The organism is Gardnerella sp. c11Ua_71 (genome assembly GCF_055818025.1).
On the sequence record NZ_JARFVR010000004.1, the window covers coordinates 79,896 to 99,918 of the forward strand.

At 37.8% G+C, this 20,023-nt stretch carries 18 protein-coding genes and 1 tRNA gene; 6 read left to right on the forward strand and 13 right to left on the reverse strand.

Annotated elements, in window-relative coordinates; genetic code table 11:
• The first annotated feature begins 18 nt into the window (after nucleotides 1-18).
• Nucleotides 19-92: transfer RNA gene (locus P0106_RS04100), tRNA-Arg, on the forward strand.
• Nucleotides 93-242: 150 nt separating this feature from the next.
• Here P0106_RS04100 and P0106_RS04105 read toward each other — a convergent pair.
• From P0106_RS04105 to P0106_RS04160, 12 genes are all read right to left on the reverse strand, one after another.
• Nucleotides 243-524 (reverse strand): HU family DNA-binding protein, encoded by a 282-nt coding sequence (locus P0106_RS04105; protein ID WP_004112617.1) that lies wholly within the window; start codon nucleotides 522-524, stop codon nucleotides 243-245.
• A gap of 289 nt (nucleotides 525-813) precedes the next feature.
• Nucleotides 814-3,249 (reverse strand): lysylphosphatidylglycerol synthase transmembrane domain-containing protein, encoded by a 2,436-nt coding sequence (locus P0106_RS04110; RefSeq protein ID WP_473730475.1) that lies wholly within the window; start codon nucleotides 3,247-3,249, stop codon nucleotides 814-816.
• Between the two features lie 28 nt (nucleotides 3,250-3,277).
• Nucleotides 3,278-4,720 carry an adenylosuccinate lyase gene (gene purB, locus P0106_RS04115; RefSeq protein ID WP_473730476.1) on the reverse strand — a complete coding sequence of 481 codons (1,443 nt, stop codon included), beginning with the start codon at nucleotides 4,718-4,720 and terminating at the stop codon, nucleotides 3,278-3,280.
• A gap of 69 nt (nucleotides 4,721-4,789) precedes the next feature.
• Nucleotides 4,790-6,460 (reverse strand): PGAP1-like alpha/beta domain-containing protein, encoded by a 1,671-nt coding sequence (locus P0106_RS04120; RefSeq protein ID WP_473730509.1) that lies wholly within the window; start codon nucleotides 6,458-6,460, stop codon nucleotides 4,790-4,792.
• Nucleotides 6,461-6,465: 5 nt separating this feature from the next.
• Nucleotides 6,466-6,666: a hypothetical protein gene (locus P0106_RS04125; RefSeq protein ID WP_473730477.1), complete on the reverse strand. Its 201-nt coding sequence runs from the start codon at nucleotides 6,664-6,666 to the stop codon at nucleotides 6,466-6,468.
• Nucleotides 6,667-6,784: 118 nt separating this feature from the next.
• Nucleotides 6,785-7,399, reverse strand: coding sequence for a DUF6466 family protein (locus P0106_RS04130; protein ID WP_014554651.1), 615 nt, complete (start codon nucleotides 7,397-7,399; stop codon nucleotides 6,785-6,787).
• Nucleotides 7,396-8,433, reverse strand: coding sequence for a vWA domain-containing protein (locus P0106_RS04135; RefSeq protein ID WP_004118050.1), 1,038 nt, complete (start codon nucleotides 8,431-8,433; stop codon nucleotides 7,396-7,398). Before P0106_RS04135 ends, P0106_RS04130 begins: the two co-directional genes overlap by 4 nt.
• Nucleotides 8,430-9,620: a vWA domain-containing protein gene (locus tag P0106_RS04140; protein ID WP_285059725.1), complete on the reverse strand. Its 1,191-nt coding sequence runs from the start codon at nucleotides 9,618-9,620 to the stop codon at nucleotides 8,430-8,432. Before P0106_RS04140 ends, P0106_RS04135 begins: the two co-directional genes overlap by 4 nt.
• Nucleotides 9,617-10,150: a hypothetical protein gene (locus P0106_RS04145; protein WP_004115388.1), complete on the reverse strand. Its 534-nt coding sequence runs from the start codon at nucleotides 10,148-10,150 to the stop codon at nucleotides 9,617-9,619. The genes P0106_RS04140 and P0106_RS04145 overlap by 4 nt, the downstream gene beginning before the upstream one ends.
• 12 nt (nucleotides 10,151-10,162) lie before the next feature.
• Entirely contained in the window at nucleotides 10,163-11,197 is a 1,035-nt protein-coding gene (locus P0106_RS04150; RefSeq protein WP_004115385.1) for a DUF58 domain-containing protein, read from the reverse strand.
• Nucleotides 11,194-12,348, reverse strand: coding sequence for an AAA family ATPase (locus tag P0106_RS04155; protein WP_032812301.1), 1,155 nt, complete (start codon nucleotides 12,346-12,348; stop codon nucleotides 11,194-11,196). Before P0106_RS04155 ends, P0106_RS04150 begins: the two co-directional genes overlap by 4 nt.
• A gap of 61 nt (nucleotides 12,349-12,409) precedes the next feature.
• On the reverse strand, nucleotides 12,410-13,120 hold the full coding sequence (locus P0106_RS04160) for a uracil-DNA glycosylase (protein ID WP_004118032.1): 711 nt from the start codon (nucleotides 13,118-13,120) through the stop codon (nucleotides 12,410-12,412).
• 146 nt (nucleotides 13,121-13,266) lie between these two features.
• On the opposite strand from P0106_RS04160, the gene P0106_RS04165 reads away from it, so the two are divergent.
• A complete protein-coding gene (locus P0106_RS04165) occupies nucleotides 13,267-13,950 on the forward strand; it encodes a LytR C-terminal domain-containing protein (RefSeq protein ID WP_004115367.1) in 684 nt (227 codons plus the stop codon).
• A 273-nt stretch (nucleotides 13,951-14,223) separates the two neighbouring features.
• A complete protein-coding gene (gene groL, locus P0106_RS04170) occupies nucleotides 14,224-15,849 on the forward strand; it encodes a chaperonin GroEL (RefSeq protein ID WP_004112644.1) in 1,626 nt (541 codons plus the stop codon).
• Nucleotides 15,850-15,967: 118 nt separating this feature from the next.
• Here groL and P0106_RS04175 read toward each other — a convergent pair whose 3' ends face one another.
• Complete coding sequence (locus P0106_RS04175) at nucleotides 15,968-16,261, reverse strand: WXG100 family type VII secretion target (RefSeq protein ID WP_004115363.1); 294 nt, start codon at nucleotides 16,259-16,261, stop codon at nucleotides 15,968-15,970.
• 186 nt (nucleotides 16,262-16,447) lie between these two features.
• Between P0106_RS04175 and P0106_RS04180 the strand changes: the two genes are divergently transcribed.
• Genes P0106_RS04180 through P0106_RS04190 form a run of 3 tightly spaced genes read left to right on the forward strand, consistent with a single transcriptional unit; the run spans nucleotide 16,448 to nucleotide 20,019 of the window.
• Nucleotides 16,448-17,182, forward strand: coding sequence for a TPM domain-containing protein (locus P0106_RS04180; protein WP_004112647.1), 735 nt, complete (start codon nucleotides 16,448-16,450; stop codon nucleotides 17,180-17,182).
• Nucleotides 17,183-17,242: 60 nt separating this feature from the next.
• Entirely contained in the window at nucleotides 17,243-17,983 is a 741-nt protein-coding gene (locus P0106_RS04185) for a response regulator transcription factor (RefSeq protein ID WP_004112649.1), read from the forward strand.
• A 2-nt stretch (nucleotides 17,984-17,985) separates the two neighbouring features.
• Nucleotides 17,986-20,019, forward strand: a complete 2,034-nt coding sequence (locus tag P0106_RS04190) for a sensor histidine kinase (protein WP_004138487.1) — start codon at nucleotides 17,986-17,988, stop codon at nucleotides 20,017-20,019.
• The last annotated feature ends 4 nt before the right edge of the window (nucleotides 20,020-20,023 follow it).

The window sequence follows — 20,023 nt, forward strand, 5'->3', positions numbered from 1 at the left end:
CTAAGGCTTCGGAAACATGCGCCAGTAGCCCAACGGATTAGAGCATCTGACTACGGATCAGAAGGTTGCAGGTTCGAATCCTGTCTGGCGCACAGGTGGCGCGGTGATTTTCACCGCGTTTTTTTTTATTCTGTTTTCCGCTTAACGCATACAAAATCATATTAGGTATAAAAAACGAGGAACAAATCCAAAATTGGGAGCGTTCCTCGTTTGCTTGTAAGTCTTACGCTTATCGTTTAAACCTACTCAGTAACTGCCTTCTTGAGCAAAGAACCAGCGGAGATTCTAACACCGTAAGATGCAGGAATCTTAATGGTTTCGCCAGTGCGTGGGTTGCGGCCAGTGCGCTCAGCGCGCTTTACACGCTCAGCGGAGAACAGGCCAGTGAGCTTCAAGCCTTCACCAGACTGCAAAGCCTCAACGAACACATCCTGGAATGCGTTGACAGCGGCCTCGGCCTGTGCCTTGGTAAGGTTGGACTTCTGAGCGATCTTCGAAACGAGATCAGACTTGTTGTATGCCATACAAGCATCCTTTGTGTTAGGGGCCTTCTCTTCCAAAGACCACTTTCACTCATAGATATTAATACATTTTCCCTACAAATGCGCGGTTTTTCGCCGTTTTTCCGAGATTTTTTTACGATTTTTTAGATTTTTTGCTTGATAAAATACTTTAAAATCGTAGAAATGCCTTATATAGGTTTATTTATACTATTATCAACTAAATAATCTTATATAATAAGAAAGTTGGTTTTTCAAGATTTTAAGCAGACCATACTAAGCTGTCTAGCTTTTTAAGCATATGTTACATGGTCTAAACTAATCCGCGGTTACTAAGACTTTTCATAGCAAAAGCGCCTATTGGTATTCTTAGCCAGTAGAACATGAGTCTGTAAAGTAGGGTAGCAGATAATGCGATAGTTGGATGAATTCCAACTGAGGTAAAAGCAAAAGTAAGTGAAGCTTCAACAGCTCCCAATCCACCTGGTGTAGGAACAGCGGAACCAGCAGTATTGGCAACTAGGAACAGTAGCACTGTTTCCCAAGGGTTTGCATAGTAGCCGAAAGCAAGAAGAGCTACCCAATATCCCAGTCCTGTTGCAAAAACAAGAATAAGACCGCCTACAGTGCCTTTAATGAGCTGTTTAGGGCTACTTATTAGCTCTTTAATCTGTTTACCATAATCTGAAAGAATAGGAAGATATCTTTTACGTATAAATTTTCGAATAGGTGTAATAATCATAAAAGTGCATATGATTAGCGTTACTATTCCTATTACTGTTATGAGCATGTGTGTAGGAATCATTCCAGAAAGCACATTTTTACCAGTAAAAATGCCTACGCAGAACATAACTAAAGCTGTAACAAGTGCTTGTAAAAGCCAAACTGCACTTGTAATGGCTGTGGCTTGAGCAGCCGAATACCCATTCTTTTTTATAATTTGCATGTTCACAAAGGCTGGTCCTACGCCAGCTGGCATGGAAACAGCTGTAAACCCAGAAGCAGCTTGTGATGTAAACAGAACGCCAGCAGAAGGGCGTGAATCGTCCATAAAAGATCCAACTGTAATCGCAGAACCTACCCAAGCTAGCAAGCTGAATGCAAAGCATAATAGAACCATTAATGTATCCGCGCGTTTAAGAGCAGATACAATTTCTTGAGGATGCCATTGTGTTGCAATAGCAGCCAGAGCTGCAACAATAAGAATCAGCGTAACGAAGAATCTAATATTAAAACGGGCTAATCGCACTGTATCATAATCTTCGTCATCTGTGTGCTCGCATACCTTTTCACCTAGCTTAGTTTTAAGTTCTTCAAACAATTTCTTATTCCAAGACGTTAATGCTCTAGTTGATGAAGGAATAGCAGCTTTTTGCATAAAAGGCATTATTTGAGCTAGCTTATCTGCGCCCCAAGTATTCATAGCAGCTTCTATAGCGCTACTTGTATCAATGCATGTTGCGATTATTGATAAAAGTTGTACTTTGTCTAAAGCAATATTGGTGTCGTCGCTAGCCACATCGCCATTTTGCCATCCTGCAATAACCGGAGTTCCATCTTCTAGCCTTGCAAGTGTTTCTGGGCTTATTCTTCTATGTGTTATTCCTCGATTGTTTGCAATATCGAGGTAGCGCATAAGTCTTTCCGCATCTTTAATTGTAAGCGTGTTTAAATTGCATGGCACAAGTACATTATCGGTGTGGAATACCATTATTGAAGATTTTCCACAATCTGTTACTCCATAAACGTTTGCTGTAGCTAAGTGCAAGCTCCTAAGAACAAGAAGCATTGAAAGATGATGATGTATGGAGTGTCTTGCAGAACGATCTCGTCTAACTGGTATATCTATTAGCTTAATCCATTGCCATAGCTGATTTAGATATCCTGGCAAGTGAACCTGATTATCTAGAACCGAAATCACGTATCTTGTTCCATGAATATCAATCGCATCGTATAGCCTTGAATTTTCAATCAGATCGTCATCAAGGCTAGATTTCAGAACACCATTATGGTCTGTAGTTAGTGTACGTCTGTTTAATTGAACAAGATGAGTAATTCCAATATTTTCTAATGCGTCAACTATATCTTTTCCCCAAGCACCTTTGCTGCGAGTGCCTTTAATAAATCTGATTATTGTACCTATAGCGCGACCAATACACCAAGATGTTAAAACACCTGTTAGTGAATGCCATGATGTGACTATTAGTATAGGTGAAGCAATTATTAATGCTTGCCAAGATATTCTTACGACTTTACTATCTCGTCTAGGTCCACTAACGGTTAAAAAAGCAACTATTACCGCGTATATGTCTGGCAATAATTCAGTACCGTGACTGCTGGAAATCGAATTGAATGATGTAAATAGTGGAGCATTATTTAAAGCAGTGAGAAGATAAGAAATATACCATACGAGAGGATATGTTAATAGCAAGGTTAGTGTAGATATTGTTGTGTCAATCCAACGTCTTGCGTTAATCATAGAAATTACTACGCTAGCTACTATGGCGATTGTAATTGCTTGCTGGAAAAGAGAAGATGGTAATCCAGTTACAATCCACACAATAATTTTTCCAGCATTTTTTGCATCGTGCTCTACGCCTGCGGTTGTGCCAGAAAAACACATTGTAAACAGCACAACCGCAGTTCCTAGTGCAATAGATATAATCGCGTAAATCAAGTCAGCCCAATTACGAACTAATTTAGGCCTCGTGTCATTAATAATCAAATTTTCTTCTACTTGCGATTGCATAAACACACCGTTTATTTATTAAATAAAATTATCGAATAAAATCAACCAGCCTAGATGCAATACCAGTATAAGATTCTGGTGTAAGAGCTTTCAACCTATTTGCTGTTTCTCTATCAAAGTTTCTAGAAGATATAAACTTTTCAACATCTTGTCTAGAAATACTATGACCGCGCATTAATTCTTTAACCTGCTCATATGGGCGTTCCATTCCTTCTACGCCAGCAATTTCTTGAGCTCTCATAGCAGTTTGGATTGGTTCTCCAAGAACTTCCCAGTTGCTGTTAAGCTCTTCGCTCATCATTTGCGTGTTTGGATGAATCGACTTTAAGCCGCCAAGAAGATTGTTTAAAGCAAGAAGAGCATAACCGAATGCGGAACCAACGTTTCTTTGAGTAGTTGAATCTGTTAAGTCTCGCTGCCAACGGCTCTCGGTAAGAGTTGCGCAAAGAGTGTCGAAAAGTGCGCAAGAAATCTCAAGATTTGCTTCCGCGTTTTCGAATCGAATAGGATTCACTTTGTGAGGCATTGTGGAAGATCCTGTAGCTCCTTTAACTGGAACTTGTACAAAAACTCCGCGAGAAATGTACATCCACACGTCTACAGCAAGATTGTGAAGAATATGATTAATGTGACTTACAGTGCTATAAAGTTCCGCTTGCCAATCGTGGCTTTCGATTTGCGTTGTAAGAGGATTGAAGCAAAGACCCATTCTATTTTCTACAAATTCTTTAGAAACACTAAGCCAATTAACATTAGGGAAAGCTGCAAGGTGAGCGCCAAAAGTTCCAGTAGCACCGTTTATTTTTCCAAGATATTCTTGGCAGCTAAGGTGTTTTAGCTGGCGATTTAGCCTGTAAACAAACACTGCAAGTTCTTTACCTAAAGTTGTAGGAGTGGCAGGCTGACCATGAGTGAGAGATAGCATTGGCATATCTCTATACTCTTGTGCTTTTTGAGTTAAGTAATCGACAATAGCTTTCAAATTTGGCGTGTATACGTTTTCAACCGCGTTTTTTACACACCTCGCTATAGAAAGATTGTTTATATCTTCACTCGTGCATGCAAAATGAACTAATGTTTTAAGATTGCTAAGCTGGGTTTTATGCCCTAATACTTGCTCTGCTTTGTCTAACTCGTCGTCAATGTAGTATTCAACAGCTTTAACGTCGTGATGTGTTATAGCTTCGTGAGCTGCATGGCGTTTTATTCCTTCTGCTCCAAAATTTTCTGGAATTGCACGCAAATAATCGCATTCTTCATCTGTTAAAGGATTTACGCCGTCTACAATGGTTTTGAATCCGTTTCCCTTGTATCCGTTTGCTAAAAGGATCATCCATTCAACCTCTACGCGCATGCGCTCGCGGTTTAAGGCTGGTTCGCTTAGAAATTCTACAAGATCAACAGTTTGATTGTGGTATCTTCCGTCTAGCGGAGTCAAAGCAATAGCAGGGCAAATATCAGTAAGCTTCATACTTTAAAGGTTACAGCATGGCATGAAACTACTAGGTGTTTTGAGCGGTTATTAGTTAATGGCGCATAGTTAATGGCTCATAATTCCTTGCCATAGTGTTGTTTCTTCTAATTCGTCACCTAGTGTTTTTCTAAAATGCTCTTCTTGCATTCGTATCTCTTTAGATCCAAGTTGATGAGCGTCTTCATAAGCTGCTTTATGATAATTCAAATCATGCGTGAGTGTTCCTTCTTCTGGTACATTTTTTACTAAGATTCCATCTTTTTCAAAAAGTTTTTCATTTTTATAACTTTTAGTTCTGTATTGTTTATTGTTTTTCTTATTATTTTCTTTATTTTTGTTTTGCGATTTTATTACATTTACAACAAGTGAATTGTATATTGCATTATGAGCTGTTTTAGGGGCGATTGTGCCATTGTGAGCAGTAGCGCTTTTCTTGGCAGTTCCATGTATTGTAACCCAATTATTTCTATTTGGATTAGATGCGCCATCTAAGGTAGGAACTAGTTCGTCTTCCATTTCTATGCTTGTGACCCAAGTTTTATTTGGTATTGGATGGTTTGCTATTGGAGATCCAGCAGTTACTATGTGTTTTATGTTGTATTGTTTTGAGTAATCGCTAGCTATGCTTGCAGATACAATTCCTCCTTGTGAATGTCCAACAAGAATAACTGAGTCTTTTGCTTTAATTCCGCTTTTTCTCATGGCTTCTATAACCATTCTTGTGCTGTCTGCATTTTGTCTTACGTTTTTAGAACTACTCATAACTTCTGCGTTTTGTGGCCATCCAAAAGGAGATTTTGGTTTGCCATCTGTTCCAGGTATTGTAACAAGCCAAGATATGCTACCGTCTTTTTTCTTAAAGCGTTGTATTGCTATTGTTGCTGCATCTGCGTTTATTTTAGGCGGTTTTACGCCAAGGTTTCCATTTGAAAGATCTGTTAGATTTGCAAGAGCTTGACTAATATTGCTTCCTCTGTAATGAAATATTTTTGAATATTCTCTGTGAGGTAATCTAATTTTTGTTACTTTAAGATTATTCCCTTGGTTTGCATCGTTGATTTTTGCGCTAAACAAGCTTAATGCGCTTGCAAAAGTGGAAACTGGTGCTTTTGAATGTTTTACATCGTTCTTTTCTTGAATACTAGAAATAAAATGCACAGGAATTCCCGTTACGGGGTTTATTAGAAAATGCTTAGAAAAGCCTCTAATAAAGCCTTGTTGAATTGGTGCAGTTTCATGACTCCATTTAGAAAAGTTTTTCATACCGCTTTTTTGAGTCATATCTAAAAGTATGCTAAATCCTACGCTTGCAAAGAATGGTACTGCTGTAATAGGGAATATACTTGTACCAATCGATACAAGATTATCTAAGTTTTCTCTATTTTTGTATTCTGCGTTAGCATATAGATTATTTGCTCTGATTATTAGAGAAGATAATTCATCAAGTTTATTTGATAACGATTCGCATTGGCTTGATTTTATTCTGCATTCTGCAGGATCCAATAGCGGTTGTAAAGAATCGTCGTTAAAATAACCATTAAAATTTTTGTTATTTTCAGAGAAAACAGATGATTTTTGGCTTTCAATCTGCATTGCAGCTTGCATCCAGCTTGTGCTTAACGAGTGGAAATCGTTGGATAGTTCTTGTAATTTTGCGGATTTTGTTTTGTATTCGCTAGCATCAGCTACGCTAATGGTTTTTCCACCTGTTATTGTTGATTTAACTCTCCAAGGCATTAAATTCACCTCCATAAGTTGATTTTTGAGTTAATAGAGCTAATTTCGCATGCTTTTTTGGCAGCATTAAACATTTCTTCATTGAACGCGTTTGCGGCTTTTCCATGCCAATCTTTAAGAGTATTTGAATGTGCTTCGCCAAGCACGCTGTTAGAACATTGTTCTGTTCTTGCTATCAGCGAGTAATAATTATTAAATGTATGCATACAAAGTATTACACACAATGTTTTTTAAATAGTCACGAAAAATCTTTTAATGTGGTTAAAGGTTCCAAAATATTGAAATATAAGGGTTTATATTCTATTAGATATTTTTTTATTACCTTTACCACGGCTTGTTACTTGAATCTTCTTGTTTAGAAGACTTTGTTTTTCCAGACTTACTATTTGAATCATTATTGCTGTAATCTTTTTCGGATTGGTTTATTTGATTCTGGTCTTGATCTTTTTGATTGTTTTGTTTTAATAAGTCTTCGACCTTCTTTTTTTGAGAATCGCTTAAACTAGAATTCCCAGATTTGTCCTGCAAATTATTTTTTTGGTTTCGGTCATTATAGTTGGATTGTGTACTAGAATCAGTATTTTTTTTATCTTCATCAATTTGTTTTTGTAAGAATCTAGTAAGTCTTTTAGATATTAGTGCGTTGTGCTCAATACTATTTTTTATGTGAGGTAAAAGAATAGTGTATGGCGATTTTGCTTCGCTAAATTGATCATCAACCTGTTTTTGAGATACGAGCAATATTTCTCTATCTGCATCAACTTTTTTTGACGCTTTTATGTTATTTATTAGTGATTTTGTGGCAGAATTATACGTTGATTCTGCTTTAAGATTAGTAATAGACAAATAAGCTGATATAGCGCATAAGGCTATAACAATAGAAGATAAAGTAACAAGAGAAAATCTTAGGAGTGACTTAGGTGTGATTCTGCTAATCATATAAGCTTCCTTGATTTTGTAATCCAGCATGATAATTCCCAAAGAATCAATATGCTTGCAAGAATAGCAAAAGGCCAAACGATTGGCTCAGGTCTAAGTCTCGGCTTAACAGTATTGTTCTGTCTCCATTGTTTAGAAAGAATATTTTTTGCTTCTAATCCAATAGAGTGATTTTTGCTAGAGTCAACATATTTTCCACTAACCTCATCAGCTATATTCTTAAGATTCTGCGGATCCATCTTAGATATTCCAGGTTTTCCAGTAGATGGGTCAATAATCCATTTACCAGATTGTTTTGTAGAAGAATCTGTAGAATTTATATCATCTAAATCATTTAGCTTAGTGGTGGTATTTGGGATTTTCCCGCCATTTTTAGAACCTACGCCAATAACATAAGCATGATTCACGTATCCGCGTAGAGATGAGAATGTTCTACGCTTTCTAGAAGTTGTTTCTTCTCCATCGCTTATTAAATATAAAACTGTAACGTCTTGCGGATGAGCGTCATGAATTGCCTTAGCTTCAAGAAGAGTTTTATCTAGGGGAGCATCCAAACTAGTTCCATTTGAAACTCCAACAGGTTCAGTGTTGATAGTATCAACCCAATTTTCAATTGCATTAGAATCTGGCGTAAGTGGAACATCAACACTAGAAGACGCTCCAAACCTAATAGCAGTAAAACTTGCGTTTATGTAATTATTTGTAATTTGTTTTATTATTTGTTTTGCAGAATTAAACCTAGTGGTTGTGTTGTTGTTTAAATCCTTAGAATCATTAACATTCATAGAGCCAGTAACATCTAAAACAAATATAACATTTGTAGCATTAAGAGAGCGTTGCAAGGTGCTTTTCATAACACAAGGGCATAATGCACAAATAGCTAGAAGAACGCATATTAACACTCTTCGAACCCTCATATAAATTGTCTCGTCCGAACTAAGGTTTTTGCGATTAATTGGGAAAATTTCATATAATGCCAAAATGCCAAGAATCGCAATAGCAACTAGCGAAATCCAACTAAAAGATATTTTCATCGTTTTATCCTTCTCGCTGAAATAAGCCAGAGAGTTACAAAAATAACCGCAAATATTGTTGCAATACTAGGATCATCGCTTAACGCTGATTGTGTAGAGTCCTTTTGCATAATTGTGTGCTGCTGTTCAATTTTACGTACCAAAGCTAAAACAGAATCAGAATCATGCTGAGTTAAGAAAATGCCACCATTTTTTTCAATAAGTTCACGCATCTGATTAGTAGTGTTCTCATTTTCGCTTTGAGTAGATCCAGAATACAATCCATCGACTTGAATATTAGCTCGTTTTGTTAGATCTAAAGCTTGCTTAAGAGAGTAAACTGGTTTCCCAGAAACAACATTATCTGTAGCTAAAACAATAGATGCACTACGATTAAGACGATTATGAGGTTTTTGGGAGTTGCTAGAAGAACCATATACAACTCCAGGAATCATTGCAGCGCAACTAACAAGACCATCGCCAATTAACGATGTTGCTTCTTTTCGGTTTTGCGTACCATCAAGCCACGTGGAAATCTGCTGATACTGCTTTTGTTGCATATTGTCGATTTTGTCTTGTGTTTGAACTCCATCCAACAGCTTAGAAGCGTACTGCAACTGTTTTTTAACAAGTGAATAATCGTCTGTAAGAGGAAAAACAGTTCTAGAAGTTGAATTAAAAATACTCAAACCAATGCGCTCGCCTTGAAAATGCTCAACAAATTTCAAATAAGCGTTAATAACTTCCAAATCATACGGCAGAGTAGATCCAGAAACATCTAAGCATAAAACAATATCTCTAGAGCTTGATTGTTCGTTTGCGTTTAAAACTCTTGAAGGTCTAGAGCTGAGAATTGTAGTGCATATAAGAGCTAGGATAAGCATTATAAAAGAGAATTTGCGAAGAATATTCCATAGTCTCCATTTTCTAGCACATAAACTTCCTTGCAAATCCTCGTCTAAAGTAAATGTTCTCAAAAAGCTTGATTCTAAAATGTTTTTTGAATTGTACGAATGATTCTTTAAGTTGTGTCGTTTAACCTCGCTAATCACTAATACAGTTATAAGAATTATTACGCTTGCTAAAACACCAAAAAACAGGACTATTGGCCATTTAAGTCGCATAGAGAAAATAGATGAAACGAGTGTTGAATAATTATATATTTGGCAGTTACATAATGTTGAGAATGATAATGTGGAGAATGTCATCTTTTATTCTCCTTTGTTTTCCAACTTTCTAGCAGAATAAGAACCCATCTTGCACCCTGATCCACATCTGTATTTTTAGCTTGATTATTATATGTGCTATCTGCAAATTCAGGAGGATATAATGCTGCGATTGTTTGTCTTAAAAGATCTGCTCCATGAGTGTTTTTCCAAGATTTTCTAAGTGAACTGATTTCTCCAAGTGTATGCGATTTAATGTTTTCGCCACTCATTATGGAAACATATTGTCTAGCTATTTGCGCTAATTTTGCAAAAGCCTGATCTTTCTCAATTTTATTTTCATGATATTGGCTTACCACTAAATCAATCTTTTTACGCCATTCTTGCTTATTTGCATTCAATGTATGAGCAGCATTTTTAACTTTTTGCTTAGAATCCCCTTTAGTGTTTATTTTATAAATTGCAGCATATAGAACCACGAAAGCAGCGCATGCGATTATTAGACTTAAGCCAATAAATGCAAATAGCATTGAATCATCGTTTAGAATTTTATTAACATCAAGAATACTCATCGACTTACCCCACTAACTCAAGCGTAAATCTTTATTGCTTTTAGCGCCAGAAAACATACTCTGTAAGGTAGCTTTCGATATAAATTTCGTCGAAGAATGGAATATTTGTTCACTAGAAGAACCGCGTATAAGCGATGATCCTGTGTTATTTAGAATTTCGTGCAATGCGTTATTGACAAAAGCTCTATGTGTATTAACTTCTTTAGCGCAAGAATCATCTTTTAAGAATGCTGGAATTTCTCGCATTGTTGTACCGTCAATTATTGGCGTAACTTTATATGAATTAAATGGATTAATTGGACATATTGTTACCACGATCAATGAGTGTAGTCTTGAAATTTTTTGCAAATCATCAAAATGTTTTGACGAAATTGCATATTCATCCGTGATAATTACTATTAATCCGCGTGATTGATTAATTGAATTAGCAAAATTTATGATCGTATTTGTATCTCTAAGTTTTTTACGTGTTTTATATATATTTTTATCCAAATTACGTTCAAAATCAGGAAGATTCCTAGATGAAGGAATCTTTATAATATCGTTACCGTCAAATAAAACGCAGTTTAATGAATCGTTACGTTTTATACTTAAAGACGCAAAGAAACACGCTGAATTAGAAGCTGCCTCGTACAAATACTCGTTAAGTCCATTACAAGAACATGAAGCATTCATGTTCGCGCTAGAATCTACAAGAATCCAAGTCTTAGAAGAACAGTTTCTTTCTCTAGAAGAAACCATTGGCTCGCCAAGTCTAGCGCTAGCTTTCCAGTTCATCATTCTAGCTTCATCACCCGGCTGCCATGAGTGAATGTCAACTAAATCACCATTTCCAAAATTATGATTGGACGGATGCTCTCCTTCAAAAATGCCCAACGATTTTTTGGCTACGGGTAAATTCAGACGATTATCTAATTCTTCAATCTTTCGCCTAATCTTTTTAGCAGAATTTGAAACTAATAAGCTTCTTTTAGTATCTTGTACCACAAAATCAGATTTTGTAAAAGATTTTAACATTCTTGTAAAAAACGGATTTGCAAAGATCATGGTGCAGGAACCGTTTTCACTATTGCGTCAATAATCTGATCACTTGTAATAGAATCAGCTAAAGCTTCAAAAGTAAGAAGAATCCTGTGTCTAAGAACATCATGAGCAAACTTTTTAACGTCTTCCGGTATTACGTAATCTCTTCCAGAAAGCAAAGCTTGAGCTTGACCAATGCGGATCAAAGCAATAGAAGCTCTAGGGCTTGCGCCCATTCTAACTAGAGAAGAAATAGTTTTAAGAGGGTGACTACCTTCTCCTCTAGAAGTTGCAACAATATCTACTGCATACTTCATAACTGCTTCCGAAACATGTACTCTGCGAGTTGCCGATCTTAAGAAAGTGACATCCTGAAGGCTAATCTTTTGATTATTTAAAGATTCTGGATTGAAAACGTCACTACCTCTATTGGTTAAAAGCTTCAGCATACTAACTTCTTCGTTGAAGGAAGGATACGACATAATTGCTTTAATCATAAAGCGATCCATTTGTGCTTCTGGAAGATTAAAAGTTCCTTCTTCTTCAATAGGGTTTTGTGTAGCGATAACCATAAAAGGCTGAGGAAGATTAATGCGTTCTCCACCAATAGTTGTGGCGCCTTCTGCCATTGCTTCAAGCATAGCGGATTGTGTTTTTGCGTTAGAACGATTAATTTCATCTAGAAGAATTACGTTAGCGTGAATAGGTCCAATTTGTGTTGTGAATCTTTGAGAAGCGAAGTCAAAAACTTGTGTTCCAACCAAATCTGCTGGCATTAAATCAGGAGTGCATTGCACTCTTTTGAAACTTCCAGACATTGCTGTAGCAAGAGTCTGAGCCGCTGTGGTTTTAGCCAATCCAGGAACGGACTCAATAAGAATATGTCCTCCAGCAGCAAGAGTTAAAATAAGTGATTCTCTGAGAGAATCCTGTCCAACAAGTGTTTGTGCAAACCTAGAACGAAGAATATCAGCGATCTGTTGAGCTCGTTTAATATCTTCATTAGAAACACCAGCAGATACTGGTTGATTTATAGAGTCAACAATTTGATTAGCTATTGTATTGCTGACCATTGTATTGTTAGGTGTAACTGCACGTGGTTGTGGAGGAAGATTAAATACGCCAGTATTAGCGTTATCGTTTTGTTTGCTTGGTTGTGGAGGGAATAATGCCATGCGTTTCATTCTAACTGATGTTTACTACTTTAGATGATTTTACTACTTTAAATAATCTTTACTATTCGCTAGGGAGAGTCCAATCTATTGGTGTTGATCCTAACGATATTAAAGCCTGGTTTGCTCTTGAAAATGGACGAGAACCAAAGAATCCTCTAGAGGCAGAAAGAGGACTTGGGTGAGGGGATTGAATAATGATTGCGTTTGTGAGAAGAGGAGCAAGACTTTGAGCATTTCTTCCCCACAAAATTGCAACCAGAGGAATATGCTTGCCGTTATTATCTACACGGTTATTCAATGCGGTAATAGCTGCATCGGTAATTTCTTCCCAGCCCTTTCCCTGATGACTATTAGGTCTACCTACTTCAACGCTAAGGCACCTGTTTAGTAGCATAACGCCTTTTTGAGTCCACGGTGTTAAGTCACCATTCTTTGGCATTGGTACATTTAAATCACTAACTAATTCTTTATAAATATTAATAAGACTTTTAGGTAATGGTTTAACGTTTGGAGCAACGCAGAAACTAAGTCCTACAGGATGACCTGGAGTAGGATATGGGTCTTGACCAACAATAAGAACCTTTATTTCTTTAAAAGGTATTGTAAAAGCTCTGAGAATATTGTGACTTTCTGGCAGGAATCGCCTCCCGTTAGATAGTTCATCTCTTAAAAAGTCTCCCATTTTGTGAACTTGTGGTTCTACTGGTTCAAGAGCGTCTGCCCAATCTGGGTCTATTAAATCGTGTAAAGACTTTCGCTGTTTAATCTCCATGGTTAATAACTTTAAAACATAAATGACAAATATGTGCAGCAAATAATAATAATTTTTTATATTTCCATTTATCTTATGTTTTGTGCGAGGCATTCGCTAGTATGTATTCCATACTGTTTTAATGATTTTTTGGAAGGGATACAATTATGGCGAACAATAGCCAGAACGTGTCATTCACGACTGATGATTTCGATAATCCACCAGAAGGTCCTGTTGGAGTACATCGTGGAAATCGCGCGTGGTATGCTGTATTGTTCCCATATGTTGTTGTGCTAGTTGTTGCTGTTGTGTTGGGTCTTCTGGCATGGGCGGTTATGTCTGGAGAAATCAACAATATTCGTATGCCTTGGAGTGCAAATAATTCAGCAATTTCCAAGTCTTCTAATGGCAATAAAAATGGCAAAATTGATGAGAGCAAGAGTAAATCTGACAAAGCTGATGGCGATGATTCAGACGAGGATAAGGACCCAGAAGAAACAAATAAGTCAGATAAAAAGCAAGATAAAGAAGATAAGAATTCTTCTAAAGACTCTAATGCTAACAATGACTCTTCGACAGCAGATATTAACAAGACAGTTCAAGTAAAAGTTGTTAATGCAACTAAAATTCAGGGTCATGCAGCTCAAGAAGCTGGAAAGCTTAAGCAAGCTGGTTATGCAAATGTAGAAGCTGCAAATCCTAAAGGTAATGTTCCTTCGGATTCTGTTGTTTGGTACAAGGGAGATGAAAATCGTGCTGCTGCACAAGACATTGCTAAAACTTTGGGTATTAGCAATGTTGAGGCAACTAGTGAAATAACTACCACAATAGTTGTTGTTTTGTGCAAGTAAATTGCTATTTACTCATTTTGCAATAAATTTCAATAATAAATAATTTCTTAAATAGTCGAGTAGAAAGTCGTATAGAGTGGCTTTTTGCTTGGCTATTTTTGATTTTGCTTATAGATTTTTTCTATATATTTTTGAATATAGTTGGCACTCGGGCACTTAGAGTGCTAATCTTCATTTAGCACTCTAATGTTGCAGGTTTAATCAACAGCTGACGGTTGGTTAGATTTCGACGGTTTGAGTGAGTGTTCCATAGTTAAGTTATGTGGAGGAATAATGGCAAAGATTATTGCCTATGAAGAAGATGCCCGTCAGGGTATGCTTGCTGGTCTTGATAAGCTTGCAAATACAGTAAAGGTGACTCTTGGTCCAAAGGGTCGTAACGTTGTTCTTGATAAGTCTTACGGCGCCCCAACCATCACTAATGATGGCGTTTCAATCGCTAAGGAGATCGATCTTGAAGATCCATACGAGCGTATTGGCGCCGAATTGGTAAAGGAAGTTGCTAAGAAGACTGACGACGTTGCAGGTGACGGCACTACAACCGCTACCGTGTTGGCTCAATCTCTGGTGCACGAAGGCTTAAAGAATGTTGTTGCTGGTAGCAACCCGATCGCTCTTCGTCGCGGAATTGAAAAGGCTTCAGAAGCAATTGTTAAGGAACTTCTCGCATCTGCTAAGGATGTTGAAACAAAGGATCAGATTGCAGCTACTGCAACTATTTCTGCAGCAGATCCTGAAGTTGGCGAAAAGATTGCTGAAGCTTTGGATAAGGTTGGTCAGGACGGTGTTGTTACTGTTGAAGACAACAACAAGTTTGGTCTTGATTTGGACTTCACTGAAGGTATGCGTTTTGATAAGGGTTATATTTCCCCTTACTTCGTCACTAATGCAGAAGATCAGACTGCTGTTCTTGAAGACCCATACATTTTGCTCACTTCTGGCAAGGTTTCTAGCCAGCAAGACATTGTTCATGTTGCTGAACTTGTTATGAAGTCTGGTAAGCCATTGCTCATTATTGCTGAAGATGTTGATGGCGAAGCATTACCAACTCTTGTTCTTAACAAGATTCGCGGTACTTTCAACACTGTTGCAGTAAAGGCTCCAGGATTTGGCGATCGCCGTAAGGCAATGCTTCAGGATATGGCTATTTTGACTGGTGCTCAGGTTGTTTCTGACGACCTTGGTTTGAAGCTTGATTCTATCGACGCTTCTGTGTTTGGTCATGCTGCAAAGGTTATTGTTTCTAAGGATGAAACAACTATCGTTTCTGGCGCTGGCTCTAAGGAAGATGTTGAGGCTCGTGTTGCTCAGATTCGCGCCGAAATTGAGAACACTGATTCCGATTACGATCGCGAAAAGCTTCAGGAACGTCTTGCTAAGCTCGCTGGCGGCGTTGCTGTTATTAAGGTTGGTGCTGCTACGGAAGTTGAGGCTAAGGAACGTAAGCATCGCATTGAAGATGCAGTTCGTAATGCTAAGGCTGCTATCGAGGAGGGTTTGCTTCCAGGCGGTGGTGTAGCTTTGGTTCAGGCTGCCGCTAAGGTTGAGAAGTCTGCTGATATTGTTGCTCTTAGTGGAGAAGAAGCCACGGGTGCTGCAATTGTGTTCCGTGCTGTAGAAGCTCCAATCAAGCAGATTGCTCAGAATTCCGGCGTTTCTGGAGACGTTGTGCTCAACAAGGTCCGTGAGCTTCCAGAAGGCGAAGGCTTCAATGCTGCAACTAATGCTTATGAAGATTTGTTGGCTGCAGGCGTTACCGACCCAGTTAAGGTAACTCGTTCTGCTCTACAGAATGCTGCTTCTATCGCTGGCTTGTTCTTAACTACAGAAGCTGTGGTTGCTAATAAGCCTGAGAAGCCAGCTGCTGCACCACAGGCTGGCGCAGAGATGGGCTACTAAATAAAAGTTAGACGTATTGCTTAGCTTTTAGCTAGTTGTTATATGTGAGCGGTGAGTTGTTATAAAATACAAGTCATCGCTCACGTTTTTTATTTATTCTATTGTTTAATTATTTTGTTTATCCCATTGAAAACAAAGATGTAGCTTGCGCTTCTGTATCCATGTAAATGTTAGAAGCATTTTGCATAGCGAGTTGAATGGATTGCAATGATTGTTCCATTTGCTGGTGTGCTGCACGCCATTGCCCAGCTGTTGATGCAAATTGTGTAGCTGCAGGACCAGTCCATACACTTTGCAATTGTTGGAGATTTGCGTACATTCCATTTGTGGCGTCTCGAATCGCATTAATCGAAGATGCAACTGCTGCAGCAGATTGCTGAATTTGTTCTGAATCAACTCTAAATTGTGTCATTTTTTCTCCTCATTTAGTGTAGTTAATTTTCTTATAGTTATTCATTTAGTTTTTGCCGTGCAAACTTATCTTTTGTATAAATTAATTTGTATAAATCAAATTTATAATTTTTTAACTTTTGTTTTGCCTAAATTGCTCTATTTTGCGCTTGTTTCTTGTAATCTAAAAACACGGTATTATGAATATATGCCGTCGAGAAAGTTTATAAAAGATTTTTTTATCAATGTGGTTAAAGGCTTATCTGCTTTTGTAATTATTGTATTTTTGAGCGAAAGTGTTTTGTTTCCAACAACAGCTTTTGCTAATGATGGATTATCAAAAGCGGATTCTCAGAATAAAAGCACTAAGAATTTGGGTATTGTTGCAACAGATTCTATTACGGATACAGAAAATCTTCTTGGAGATTCTGTTACAAAAGTTTCAGATATGATTTCAATAACCAAAAAACAAACAGGTGTATCGGTTAAATTACTTTATTTATCTAATTTTACTGGAAATAAAAATCCGTCAAAATGGGCTAGTGATTTACTTACAAGCACTAATCCAGATCGTAATACTGTTCTTCTTGCTGTTGCTACTCATGATGGAAAGCTTGTAGTAGCAGTTTCATCTAATTCTGATGAATGGCTTAAAAGAAAAACAACCGTGGATTTGCTTTCTGATGCGGCGTATCGTCCTCTTATTAGTTCTCAAGGTGCTGATTGGTCTCAATCTGCAATCATGCTTATGAAGCAGATTGCTCGGTCTAAGAAAACTTCTGTAACTTCCAGAACAAGTGTAGTTTCAACAATCGTTATGGTTGTTATTATTGTTGCTTTGTTTGTTCTTGTTGCACTTATTTTGTGGAGAAGAAACTATATTCTAAAACAAGTATCACTAGGGTTGAGAAGAGCTAAGAGACGCCATGCGGCGCGTAAATAAATCGATTTTTTTCAGGAAACACTCAGGAAACATTCAGTTTTATAAGTGATGCTAATCAGTATGGGTAAGAATGTAGAAGCATCTATTGTTGTGGTCGATGACGAACCTTCAATTCGTGAGCTTTTGGTAGCATCGCTACACTTTGCAGGATTTGATGTAGAAACAGCAGCTTCTGGATCAGAAGCTATTGATGTTATTGAGCGTGTACATCCAGATCTTATTGTTATGGACGTTATGCTCCCAGATATAGACGGATTTACGGTTACAAGGCGAATTCGCCAGAATGGTGTTGCTGTTCCTGTGTTATTCCTTACTGCTAGAGACGACACTCAGGATAAGATTATGGGTCTTACTGTTGGTGGCGACGATTATGTTACAAAGCCTTTTAGTCTAGAAGAAGTAGTTGCGAGAATTCGTGCAATATTGCGTAGAACTCAAGATCCAGATGAAGATACTCCTGTTGTGCGCGTTGCTGATTTGGAAATTAATGAGGATTCGCATGATGTTTCCAGATCTGGTGTTCCAATTGAATTAAGTCCTACGGAGTATAAACTGCTTCATTATTTGATGGACAATGAAGGTAGAGTATTGTCTAAGAGTCAGATTCTCAATCATGTTTGGCAATATGATTGGGGTGGAGATGCGGCAATCGTAGAATCCTATATTTCTTATCTTCGTAAAAAGATTGATGGTATTGAAATTAAAAATGAGGATGGAAGCTTAAAGAAGGTTGTTCCTCTTATTGAAACGAAGCGTGGTATTGGCTATATGATTCGCGTTCCGAAAGCAGGTCAAGCCTGATTATGCGTGAGAGCAAATCTGTGGATGGTTCGCTTTACAATAATGGTTCCAAAACATCTGGTTCTGATAACAGCGGATTAAATCAGTCCGAAGTTAGTGCTGATCGAAATGTTAAAGCCGAATTAGTGACTTATTCTGGTGATAATCCTAAAAAAACTAAGAATAAATCTAAGTCCAAATGGTTGCGGAGGCATATTGATGCTATACCGTTGAGTACTCGTTTGGTGGCGTGTACTTTGGTTGTTCTTACAATTGCTGCATTGTGTATTTCTCTTTCTATTAGGCAATTAGTTGGCAGTTATCTTCTGGATAAAACCGATGCTCAGCTTACAGATCAGGCTCAGCTTATTTACGACAATATAGATTTACTTCGTAGTAAGGATTCTGGAGAACAGGCTGCAGGTCCTAATGATTATTTCTTGCAGATTAGAGACACTAATAACAAGATTATTACTACACCTTTGATTCCAAAACTTAAAGGTGATGTTGTTTCTATGCCAACTCTTCCAGAAGATGGAGAAATTAATAATGTTGTTGTAAGACGTAGGCCTTTTACTGCTCCAGCGCGTGTACATGGAGATGTAAAAAGCATTGATGAAACAACTGCAAAAGCTGCGGAATCTCCTTGGCGAGTTCTTGTTCTTACATGGGGTCAGCGAAGCGGATATAATTCCGAAATGCATGTTAGAGGGTATGTTTATATAGCTCTTTCTTTAAGTGACCAATTAGATACTGTTAATACGCTTACACGCTATTGTGTGATGGTTAGTATAACAGTTATCCTTCTTGGTGCTGTTTTAGCCGCTCTTATTATTCAATCTACTCTTGTTCCACTAAAGAGAATAGAAAAAACTGCGTCGAAGATTGCTTCAGGAGATTTAAGTAGGCGAGTACCTTCCGCACCAGAGAACACGGAGGTTGGATCTTTAGCTGCTTCGTTGAACTCTATGCTTTCTAAGATTGAACAAGGATTTAACGACCAGGAAGCAATGACTGAGAAAATGAAACAATTTGTTTCTGATGCAAGTCATGAACTCCGTACTCCATTAGCTGCTATTCATGGATACGCTGAATTGTACTACATGTGGAGAGGTGTGCCTGGTCAGCAAGAAAAAGCTGATGATTCTATTGCTCATATTAAGGCTTCTAGTGAAAGAATGACGGAACTTGTAGAAGATTTGCTTTCACTGGCGCGATTTGACGAGGGTAGAGGAATAAATGTTTCTCAGACAGTTAAAGTAACTCCTATTCTTTCTGATGCGGCAAATGATTTGAGAGCGTTAGATCCAGTTCGAGTTATTCAGCAAGGCACTTTGCATTTAGCTGATGACTGGAAGTTGATGAATTGCTCTAAGCCAACAAATTGCAGTCTTGATAGAAAGTTTATTTTTACTCCAGGTGAGTTACCTAAAGTCACTTTAAAGGGTGACGGAGCTAGATTGCGACAAGTTCTTACAAATATTGTTGGAAACATTCATCGATATACTCCAAGCGATTCTCCAGTAGAGATAGGTATGGGTGTTCTAAAGGCTTCTATTACTCCTGAAGCTCTTCAAAAAATGGGATCTGTATCTCGTTCATTGAAAGACTTTTTAGAAGCTGCGGAAGTGAGCCAATCTACTGGAACAGGCAGCTCATTTGTGGTTATTCGAGTGGTAGATCATGGACCTGGCGTACCTGAAGAATCTTTATCTCACATATTTGAGCGATTCTATATTGCAGATCCATCTCGCGCTAGAGAAAAGGGTGGTACTGGCTTAGGTATGTCTATTGCTCAGTCTGTTGTTAAAGCTCATCGTGGTTTTATATGTGCTACTACGTCTTGTGCATCTAGGACCAGCAGTGATCAGCTTATTGATGATACAATGGTAGGAAGCGAATCATCTGAATCTAAGCCTCATGGTTTAACTCTTACGGTTGTGTTGCCGAATGTGATATTTGACGATGAGAATAATAAGAAGGTTAAGAATACAGATACTTCTAGCATGGTTACCGATAATAATATTGTAAAAATCGATAATAGTTTAAATTATTAATTAT